This window comes from Micromonospora sp. R311 (assembly GCF_056780015.1).
Map to the genome: position 1 here is coordinate 17,356 of NZ_JBSWCE010000061.1, position 9,785 is coordinate 27,140.

Genomic DNA, 9,785 nt, shown 5'->3' on the forward strand with positions numbered 1-9,785 from the left:
CCGGCGGCGAGCACCCCGGCCCGGGGAAACCTCAGCCGTTCAGGTATGCCAGCACGGCCAGCACCCGCCGGTTGTCGTCGTCCGACGGCGGCATCCCGAGCTTGCTGAAGATGTTGTTGATGTGCTTGCTGACCGCCTTCTCGGTGACGAACAGCCGGCCGGCGATCGCCCCGTTGGACCGGCCCTCCGCCATCAGGCCCAGCACCTCGCGCTCCCGCGCGGTCAGCTCGGCCAGCCGCTGCCCTCCGCTGTTGCGGGCCAGCAACTGGGCGACGACGTCCGGGTCCATCACCATGCCACCGGCGGCCACCCGGCGCACCGCGTCGACGAACTGGTCGACGTTGGACACCCGGTCCTTGAGCAGGTAGCCCACTCCCCCGCCACGGTCGGAGAGCAGCTCCCGGGCGTACAGCTGTTCGACGTGCTGGGACAACACCAGGATCGGCAGGCCGGGCAGGCGCGAGCGGGCCTGCAACGCCGCCTGCAGGCCCTCGTCGGTGAAGGTCGGCGGCAGGCGGACGTCGACCACCGCCACGTCGGGACGGTGCCGGGTCAGCGCCGGCAGCACGGACGGCCCGTCCGCGACCGCCTCGACCACCTGGAAGCCGAACGCGTCGAGGATGCGGGTCAGCCCGTCCCGGAGGAGGGCGAGATCCTCGGCGATGACAACTCGCACGGCAGCTCCATGGTCACGACGGTGGGTCCGCCCGGCGGACTGGTCACCGTCATCGTTCCATCGAACGCCGCCAGCCGGCGCCGCACACCCGCCAGGCCGGTCCCGCCGTCCGGCTGCGCCCCGCCCCGGCCGTCGTCACCGACCACCATGGCCAGCCGGCCGCCCCGGTACGTCAGCCGGATCCAGGCGCGCGCCGCGCCACTGTGCTTGGTCACGTTGGCCAGGGCCTCCGCCACCGCGAAGTACGCCGCCGACTCGACCGCCGCCGGCGGGCTGCCCGGCAGCTCCACCTCGACCGCCACCGGCAGCGGCACGGCCAGGGCGAGCGCCTCGACCGCGCCGCCCAGGCCACGCTCGGCGAGCACCGGCGGGTAGATGCCGCGGACCAGGTCGCGCAGCTCGACCAGGGCGCGGCCGCTGGCCTCCTGCGCCTCGGCGAGCAGCCGCTGCGCCGCGGCGGGGTCGTCGGCCATCAGCTTCTCGGCCAGGCCGATGCTCATGCTCAGCGCCACCAGCCGGGCCTGCGCCCCGTCGTGCAGGTCGCGCTCGATCCGGCGCAGCTCGGCCGCCTGGGTGTCGACCGTGTCGGCCCGGGTGACGGTCAGCTGCCGGACCCGCAGCGCCAGCTCCTGCGCCTTCGTCGGGGTCAGGAAGAAGCCGGCGAAGCGCAGGTGCAGCCAGACCAGCCAGGGCGCCACCGCCAGCCCGCCGACCAGGAAGAACCACCCCTGGGGTACGGACAGCCACGCCTGGACGATGTTCTCCATCGGCCAGAACACGCCGTAGCCGTACCAGTCGATGCTCAGGTAGAGCACCAGGGGCACCAGGAGCACACCCTCCAGCCCGTACGCCGGCAGCACGAACGCCAGCAGGCAGGCCGCGCCGGTGATCGCGCCCGGCACCAGCCAGGCGAAGTCCCGCCAGGTGGCCGGGTCGCCGACCACCCACCGGAACCGCCGCCAGGTGCCGATCTGCGCGTCGGCGGGCATCGGCCGGTACGGCGTGGCCATCGGCATCCCGCCCCACCGGGCCAGCCGGCGCTGCACCCCGACGCAGAGCCGCACCAGCGCGGTCACCACCGGGAACAGCGCGAACCCGATGCCGAAGACCGGGATCAGCGCCAGCGACACGACCGAGAGCGCGAACAGCGCGACGTTGGTGCTCAGGCAGAGCAGGGCCAGTGCCAGGCCCTGCACGGCGGCGATCGCGCCCGGCCGGAGCCACTGCCGGACGAACAGGCGTACGGAGCTGTCCACGGCTCCCATTCTGGGCCACCGGCGCGCCCGGATCGGTGGTGCTGGCACCACCGGCGTTCGGGACGTGGCACTCCTGCCCGCCCCGGTCGCGGACCGCAGGATCAAGGGCGTGACCACAACCAACCCGCGGAGAGGACCCGCCATGTTCCGGCACCGCCTGGCCGGCCTGCCGTCCGGCCGACGATCCAAGTACGCCCTGCTCGTCTTCTGGCTCATCCTGATCTCGGCGGCCGGGCCGTTGGCGCTGAAGCTGACCGAGGTGCAGGAGAACGACACCCTCGGCGCGCTGCCCGCCGGCGTCGAGTCCAGCCGGGCGGTGCAGCGGGCCGAGGCCGCGTTCCCGGACTCGCAGGCTCCGCTGGCGATCGCGGTCTACGTGCGGGACGGCGGCCTCACCGACGCCGACCGGGCGAAGGCCGACGCCGACCGGGCCGCCTTCGCGCCGTACGCCGACGGCGGGCAACCGCCACCGGTGGTGCCGAGCGAGGACGGCGCGGCGCTGCTGCTCTCCTTCCCGGTCGCCGGGGACGACGAGCGGCGCGCCGCGGCGGTCACCGACATCAGGCAGCGGCTGGCCGCCGACACCCCCGCCGGCCTGCGGACCGCGTTGACCGGCCCGGCCGGGGCGGAGGACGACGTGTTCGACGCCTTCGGCGGCATGGACAGCGCACTCCTGCTGGCCACCGCGGCCACCGTCGCCCTGCTGCTGCTGGTCACCTACCGCAGCCCGGTGCTCTGGCTGATCCCGCTGCTCACCGCGGCGTTCGCCAACCAGCTCGCCAGCGCGGTCGTCTACCTGCTGGCCCGGCACGCCGGGCTGGCCGTCGACTTCCAGAGCCAGAGCATCCTCACCGTGCTGGTGTTCGGCGTCGGCGTGGACTACGCCCTGCTGCTCATCGCCCGCTACCGGGAGGAGTTGCGCCGGCACGCCGACCGGCACGCCGCGATGGCGGTGGCGCTGCGCCGCTCGCTCGGCGCGATCGGCGCCTCGGCGGCGACCGTGGCGATCGGCCTGCTGTGCCTGCTCGCCGCGGAGCTGCCGTCGACCCGGGGACTCGGCCCGGTCGGCGCGGTCGGGATCGGCGCCGCCCTGCTCGCCATGACCACGCTGCTGCCCGCCGTGCTGGTCCTCTTCGGACGGTGGCTGTTCTGGCCGTTCGTGCCGCGCCACACGCCGGACGCCGCGGCGACGGACGTGGTTACCGACCACCGGGTGTGGCGGGGGATCGCCGGGCTGGTCGGTCGCCGGCCCCGGATGGTGTGGATCGGAACGGCGGCGGCGCTGGTGGCGCTGAGCTTCGGCATCGGCAACCTCAGCATCGGCCTGCCGGGCGACGAGACGTTCACCCGGGAGGTCGGCTCGATCACCGGGCAGCGGATGATCGCGGCGCACTACCCGAGCGGCACGGTCGCCCCGGCCGACATCCTGGCCTCCGCCGACACCGCCGACCAGGTGGTCGCGGCGGCCGCGGCCGTGCCCGGGGTGGCCGAGGTGGGCGCGCCGGAACGCTCGCCGGACGGCCGGTGGGTGCGGATCGCCGCGGTGCTGGCCGACACTCCGGACAGCGACGCCGCCCTGGCCACCGTGGACCGGCTCCGCGCCGCGGTGCACGCGGTGCCCGGCGGGCAGGCGCTGGTCGGCGGGGACAGCGCCTACCTGCTGGACGAGGAGCGCACGGTGAGCCGGGACAACCGGCGGGTCGTCCCGCTGATCCTGGCGGTGGTGTTCGTCATCCTGACCGTGCTGCTGCGGGCGCTGGTCGCGCCGCTGCTGCTGCTGGCGAGCGTGGTGCTGTCGTACCTCGCGGCGATGGGCGCGGCCGGGCTGATCCTCGACGCGATGGGCCACGCCAAGCTCTTCGTCGGGATCCCGTTGCAGACGTTCCTGTTCCTGGTGGCCCTCGGCGTCGACTACACGATCTTCCTCACCACCCGGGCCCGGGAGGAGGCGGCGCTGCTCGGCCACCGGCAGGGCGTGCTGCACGCGCTGACCGTCACCGGCGGGGTGATCACCAGCGCCGGCGTGGTGCTGGCGGCCACCTTCGGGGCGCTCAGCGTGCTGCCGCTGGTGCCGTCGGTGCAGTCGGCCGTGATCGTGGGCGTCGGGGTGCTGCTCGACACGTTCCTGGTGCGCAGCCTGCTCGTCCCGGCGCTCGCGCTGGAGGTGGGCCCGCGTACCTGGTGGCCGAGCGCGCTGGCCCGCTCGACGTCCCGGACCGTCCGGCGGCGCCCGGCCGAGCCGGTCCCCGCCAACTCCTGATCCGGGGGGTACGCGAGGGGGTGTCCACCGTCCGGTGGCCACCCCCTCGGCGTCGAGCACCTGACCACGACCACGGCGGTCGGGCGTCTCCATCCGCTCATTGCCCGACCGGCGCGCCCTCCCCGTCGCCGCCGTGCACGCCGGCGGGGGCGGTGTGCCAGTAGAGCACCGGACCGGCCGAGCCGGCCGCGACCAGGTCCCGCAGCGCGGCGGCCGCCTTGGCGGTGTACACCGGTTCGGCGACGAGCCCGGCCCGCTCGGTCAGCCAGGCCGCCGCCGCGGCGCCCCGCGCGGTCGGCACCCCGTAGCCCGGCCCCAGCCAGTCCCGCCGCACGGTCACCGGGGCCAGCGGCACCCGGGCGGGCAGCGGCGCGCCGCGCCGGCGCAGCAGCCGCCCGGCCGCGGCGGCGAGCCGGCGGACCTGCCGCTCCCCCGCCGGTGTCCGGTCGTTCACGCAGACGCCGACCACCTCGGTGTCCAGGCCGGCCAGGGCGAGGCCGAGCGCCAGACCGGCCGCCGTGCCGCCGGAGCCCACCGCCAGCACGATCCGGCGCGGTGCCGGCAGGACGCCGGCGCCGACCTGGTCGGCGAGTTCGAGGGCGGCCTCGACGTAGCCGAGGCAGCCGTGCGGGCTGGACCCGCCGATCGGCAGCAGCCCCGGCCGCCGGCCGGTCACCAGGGCTCCGGCCAGCAGCCCCGCGGCGGCCAGGTAGCCGGTGGGCACGCCGGTCACCCGGCGCACCCGCGCACCCGCCGCCCGGACCGCCGCCGCCTGGGCCGCCACGTGGTCGTCGTACGGCTGCGGCACGGCCACCACGGCGACCCGCAGGCCGACGGCGGCCCCGTAGCGGGCCAGCGCGACCGCGTGGTGGCTGCCCGTGCCGCCCGCCGTCACCACCGTGCGCCGCCCGCGCCGGGCCAGCTCCGGCAGGCTCCACTCCAGCTTGCGGACCTTGTTGCCGCCGTACCCTGCGCCGTACCCGCTGTCGTCCTTGACCCACACGCCGGGCTCGCCGGCCAGCCGCCGCACCGGGGTGGGGCCCTCGCCGATGCGCAGGTACGGCAGCCGGTGCGCGATGGCCGGGAAGCGGGCGTGCACGCGGGGCGGGGTCACTCCCGGACCCCTCAGCTCTCGCCGGCCCGGGACACCGCCCGGCGCACCCGGGTCGCCTCGTCCCGCAGGGCGTGCAGCAGGACCGTGCCGGTCGCACTGTCGGCGAGGCCGTTGGCGGCCAGGGTGCGGGCGATCTGTTCGAAGTAGTCCGCCACGCCGACGGCGGCTTCGATCGCCTGCCGGACGTTGCTCGGCACGGCCGCGTGCTCGACGGCCGCCAACCGCGCGGAGACCTCGCGGCGGACGCTCTCCGGCAGCTCCGCCCCACCGAGCGCCTCCCGGACCCGCTCGCAGGCGTGCCGGATCCCGCCGATGACCGCGAAGTCGCGACTCGGCCGGGCCGAGACCACGTTGCCGATGACCCCGAAGTTGTAGCCTTCGTATCCGCTCACCGCCCGGCTGACCACCGGCCCCTCGAACCGCTCGAAGTTGACCGGCGCCTCCGCGTTGAGACCGGCCCGGAAGCACGGGTGGACGTGGAACTCGGTCTCCTGCGGCTGGATGACGTCCCGGCCGGAGCCGCCGTAGACGACGTCGGCGCCCCGCCGTACGCCGAGGAAGCCGAGGCCGAACAGGACGTCGATCACCACGTCCGGCTCCAGCAGGTGCGCGTACTCGGGGAACTGCTCCACCAGGCTGTCGCGCACCTCGGCGAACCGGGCGTGCAGCGCCTTGCGGGTGACCAGGTAGCCGGAGTTCTGGAACAGCGCGTAGAGCCGGGTCAGGAAGGGATAGCTGACCAGGTACTCGTTGCCGAGGTCCTGGAGCTTCCAGCGGGAGAAGTCCCGGGTCGCCGCCCGCACGTCGGACGGCTCGATGCCGCGGTGGCCGTGCCGCAGTGCCGTGTCCTGGCACAGGGTCACGAACTGGATGAGGTCGCGGGGCCGCAGCAGCGTCCGGGCGGTCAGGTAGTGCAGGATCGGCTCACCGCCGATCGACTCCGGCAGCACCCGCCCCCAGAGCTCGTCGGCCGGCACCGGCCGGCCCAGCGACGCCGAGGCCCGGCGCAGCAGCACCTCGCCGAGCAGTTCCGGCGTCCAGTCGATGCGCTCCTCCTCGCCGCGGAACTTGTCGCTCTCGGCGAACCGCAACGAGTCGTAGATGTCGCTGCGCAGGAACAGCACGCACCGGACCGCGCCGCCGAGGACGCTCAGCACGTGCTTGCTGGCCAGCAGCAGCCCGACCACCAGCTCGTCGGAGGCCGGGTCGTTGGACCAGATCTGCTCCACCTGGTCGACCGCGAGCAGGAACGTCGGGTGGTCGGCGGGGCAGTCCAGCTCCGCGACGGCCCGCCCGATCACCTCCTCCAGGACGTCGAGCTGGCGTGCCGCGCGGGCGCCCTCCGACGCCTCCCGCACCTCCAGGGTGCCGCTGACGCCGAGCGCGCCCAACCCGATCGACGACGCCCGCAGCCGGCGCGTGCCGGTGAGCACCCGGTCGTACAGCTTCTGCTCGCCGCTCTCGTGCTGGGCCTTGAGGAAACGGCGCAGCCGGCGGATGTTGGCCGGCGCGCGGCGCAGCCGGCGCCGGTGCCGCTGCCGGGCGTGCCCGACGAGATAGCGGCTGATCTGCACGGCGAAGACGTACCGCCACACCAGGGACTTGGCCGTCTCCGGGTTCAACCCGGGCAACTCGAACCGGCGCAGCTCCTCGCCGGTGGCGTCGTCCGGGGTGATCAGGCTGGTCACCACCCCGCCGTCCGGTCCGCCGTCGAGCAGCCGGCAGATGGCGCTCTTGCCGGCGCCCTTCCGCCCGATGATCAGGCTCTTGCGCCCACGTACCGCCGCCTCGTACGCCGCCGTCGGCACGAAGCCCTGGCGGAGCAGGCCGTTGGCGATGTCCGACTCGGCGTCGTCCCGGCCGAAGGTCAGTCGCGCCAGGTCGATCGGTGAGGTGTCCACTCTGGTCGCTCCTCGCTCCGTCACGGTCGGTGCGGTACCGCACACCGTAGGCAGGGACGGGCGGGAAAGCCAGCGCAGCGGCGCGGCCCCGGTCACCTTCCCGGCGGGACGGCCGCCACCGGAGGGATACCGGGCACCGCCGCCGGTCGAGTACGTTACGGCGGATCGAGCTGGGGCTGGGTGACGGCGGGGAGGCCGGATGGCCGGGAAGCACCGTTCGTGGTGGGGCTGGGGGCACGTCGAGGACGCGGTGACCGGCGCGGAGGCCGCTGCGCTCACCGACCGGGTGCGTACCCTGCTGCCCGACGCCGACCTGACCGCGCACGTCCCACCGCCGGTGGCCGAGCTGGGCCTGCGGCCGCCGCGGGTCGCCCCGCCCGCGGCACTGGCCCACCTCTGCTCGACCGACCCGACCCACCGGGCCGCGCACGCGCACGGCAAGGCGTTCCGGGACGTCGTGCGGAACCTGCACGGCGACGTCCGGCACCCGCCGGACCTGGTCGTCCGTCCGGCGTCCGAACCGGACGTCGTCGACGTGCTGGACTGGTGCGCGCGGGCCGGGGTGGCGGTGATCCCCTACGGCGGCGGCTCGTCCGTGGTCGGCGGCGTCGAACCGCGGGTGGGCGACGGCTACCCGGCCACGGTCAGCCTCGACCTCGGCCACCTCGACCGGGTGCTGGAGGTCGACCGGACCAGCCGGGCGGCGCGCATCCAGGCCGGGGTGTTCGGCCCGGCGCTGGAGGACCAGCTCCGCCGGCACGACCTCACGCTGCGGCACTTCCCGCAGTCGTTCGAGTTCTCCACGCTCGGCGGCTGGCTGGCCACCCGGGCGGGTGGGCACTACGCGACAGTCCTCACCCACATCGACGACCTGGTGGAGTCGCTGCGGGTGGTCACCCCCGCCGGCACCAGCGAGTCACGCCGGCTGCCCGGCTCGGGCGCGGGACCGTCCCCCGACCGGCTCTTCCTCGGTTCGGAGGGCGCGCTCGGCGTCATCACCGAGGCGTGGCTGCGCCTGCAGGACCGGCCGCGCTGGCGGGCGGACGCGGCGGTGCACTTCGACGACCATGACGCGGCGGTGGCGGCCACCCGGGCGATAGCCCAGTCCGGGCTGCAGCCGAGCAACTGCCGGCTGCTCGACCCGGCGGAGGCGCTGCTCAACGCCGGCACCGCCAGCACCGGCGGGGTGCTCGTGCTCGGCTTCGAGTCCGCCGACCACCCGGTCGGGTCCCGGCTGGACCGGGCCGTCGAGCTGTGCCGCGACCACGGCGGCACGCTGCCGGACCCACCCCGGCAGGGCGAGGCGTCCGGCTCCCGGCGGCCGGGGGCGGTGGACACCTGGCGCTCCTCGTTCCTGCGGATGCCGTACCAGCGTGACGCGCTCGCCGCCCGGTCGATGATCGTGGAGACCTTCGAGACGGCGTGCACCTGGGACCGGTACCCCGCGCTGCGCGCCGCGGTGCTCGACGCGGCCGGCGCGGCGCTGCGCGAGGTCGGCGCGACCGGCGTGGTCACCTGCCGGTTCACCCACGTCTACCCGGACGGGCCGGCCCCCTACTTCGGGGTCTACGCCACCGGCCGGTGGGGCGCCACGCTCGCCCAGTGGGACCAGATCAAGCACGCCGTCTCGGCGGCCCTGCTCGCCGCCGGCGGCACCATCACCCACCACCACGCCGTCGGCCGCGACCACCGGCCCTGGTACGACCGGCAGCGCCCGGAACCGGTCGCGCTCGCGCTGCGCGCGGCGAAGGCCGCGCTCGACCCGTCCTGGGTGCTCAACCCCGGCGTCCTCGTCGATCCCGGTCCGGTCGCCGCCGGGCGCGCCTGACCGGATCACCCGGATCGGGTGGCGACGGCTCACCCGGCTCGGCGGCAGGGTGTTGGGCCAGAGAGCCGAGGGAGGGCACCATGACGCTGCGGACCAGGGTCAACATCGCGCCGACCGACGACGTACCGCTCAAGCCGGCCTGGGGTTACCGGCTGCGCCGGCAGCAGCACCCGATCGGGGTCCGCGGCGGGCCGCGGCGCGCCCCGCGCGGCTACCGACTGCCCGACGCCGAGCGGCACCGGCTCCGGGCCGCGTACGACCTGCGCGAGCGGCAGCTGGTCCGGGCGCTGGTGACGGCCGCCGGGCAGCCCGGTGATGCGGCGGAGAACCTGGCCGGGCAGTTGGAGCAGCGGCTGGACGCGCTGGTGCACCGGGCCGGCTTCGCCCGTACCGTCAACGAGGCCCGCCACCTGATCTCGAACAACACGTTCACGCTGGACGGGGGCAAGGTCAACCAGCCCTCTTACCTGGTCCGTCCCGGGCAGGTCATCCAGGTGCGCCCGGAGAAGCAGTGCCCCGCCCCGGCCGCCGTGGCCGCGGGCGGCTTCGCCGATGCCGAGGCCTCGCCGTACCTCGACGTCCGGCCGGAGGAGTTCACCGCGACGCTGACCCGGGAGCCGCGCCGGCAGGAGGTGCCCGACCTGCGGGACGTCCCGCTCAGCGTCCGGCCCGGCTAGTGCGGTGGCCACTAACGTTCGCCGGGTTGGTCAGGGCCGGGGAATTGTCGTAGGGGTGGTGTTGGCTGGGGTT

General features: G+C 75.3%; 7 protein-coding genes. 3 read left to right on the forward strand and 4 right to left on the reverse strand.

Annotated features, from left to right (window positions below; genetic code table 11):
* Positions 1 to 31: 31 nt before the first annotated feature.
* A complete protein-coding gene (locus tag AC1WTP_RS32455; protein ID WP_481653046.1) occupies positions 32 to 676 on the reverse strand; it encodes a LuxR C-terminal-related transcriptional regulator in 645 nt (214 codons plus the stop codon).
* On the reverse strand, positions 628 to 1,941 hold the full coding sequence (locus AC1WTP_RS32460; RefSeq protein WP_481653047.1) for a sensor histidine kinase: 1,314 nt from the start codon (positions 1,939 to 1,941) through the stop codon (positions 628 to 630). Before AC1WTP_RS32460 ends, AC1WTP_RS32455 begins: the two co-directional genes overlap by 49 nt.
* 133 nt (positions 1,942 to 2,074) lie before the next feature.
* On the opposite strand from AC1WTP_RS32460, the gene AC1WTP_RS32465 reads away from it, so the two are divergent.
* Positions 2,075 to 4,192 (forward strand): MMPL family transporter, encoded by a 2,118-nt coding sequence (locus AC1WTP_RS32465; protein WP_481653048.1) that lies wholly within the window; start codon positions 2,075 to 2,077, stop codon positions 4,190 to 4,192.
* A gap of 97 nt (positions 4,193 to 4,289) precedes the next feature.
* Here the strand turns inward: AC1WTP_RS32465 and AC1WTP_RS32470 are convergent, their stop codons facing one another.
* Both AC1WTP_RS32470 and AC1WTP_RS32475 read right to left on the reverse strand, forming a co-directional pair.
* Positions 4,290 to 5,306 (reverse strand): 1-aminocyclopropane-1-carboxylate deaminase/D-cysteine desulfhydrase, encoded by a 1,017-nt coding sequence (locus AC1WTP_RS32470; protein WP_481653049.1) that lies wholly within the window; start codon positions 5,304 to 5,306, stop codon positions 4,290 to 4,292.
* Between the two features lie 11 nt (positions 5,307 to 5,317).
* On the reverse strand, positions 5,318 to 7,207 hold the full coding sequence (locus AC1WTP_RS32475; RefSeq protein WP_481653050.1) for a P-loop ATPase, Sll1717 family: 1,890 nt from the start codon (positions 7,205 to 7,207) through the stop codon (positions 5,318 to 5,320).
* A gap of 199 nt (positions 7,208 to 7,406) precedes the next feature.
* On the opposite strand from AC1WTP_RS32475, the gene AC1WTP_RS32480 reads away from it, so the two are divergent.
* Positions 7,407 to 9,035 (forward strand): FAD-binding oxidoreductase, encoded by a 1,629-nt coding sequence (locus AC1WTP_RS32480; RefSeq protein ID WP_481653051.1) that lies wholly within the window; start codon positions 7,407 to 7,409, stop codon positions 9,033 to 9,035.
* Positions 9,036 to 9,115: 80 nt separating this feature from the next.
* Positions 9,116 to 9,712, forward strand: coding sequence for a 30S ribosomal protein S4 (rpsD, locus tag AC1WTP_RS32485; protein ID WP_481653052.1), 597 nt, complete (start codon positions 9,116 to 9,118; stop codon positions 9,710 to 9,712).
* Positions 9,713 to 9,785: the final 73 nt, after the last annotated feature.

What these genes read in the sequence shown, in the direction of transcription:
- AC1WTP_RS32480 (WP_481653051.1), top strand. Translation starts at nt 7,407, where the DNA reads ATGGCCGGGAAGCACCGTTCGTGGTGGGGCTGGGGGCACGTCGAGGAC.
- AC1WTP_RS32465 (WP_481653048.1), top strand. Translation starts at nt 2,075, where the DNA reads ATGTTCCGGCACCGCCTGGCCGGCCTGCCGTCCGGCCGACGATCCAAG.
- AC1WTP_RS32460 (WP_481653047.1), bottom strand. Translation starts at nt 1,941, where the DNA reads ATGGGAGCCGTGGACAGCTCCGTACGCCTGTTCGTCCGGCAGTGGCTC.
- rpsD (WP_481653052.1), top strand. Translation starts at nt 9,116, where the DNA reads ATGACGCTGCGGACCAGGGTCAACATCGCGCCGACCGACGACGTACCG.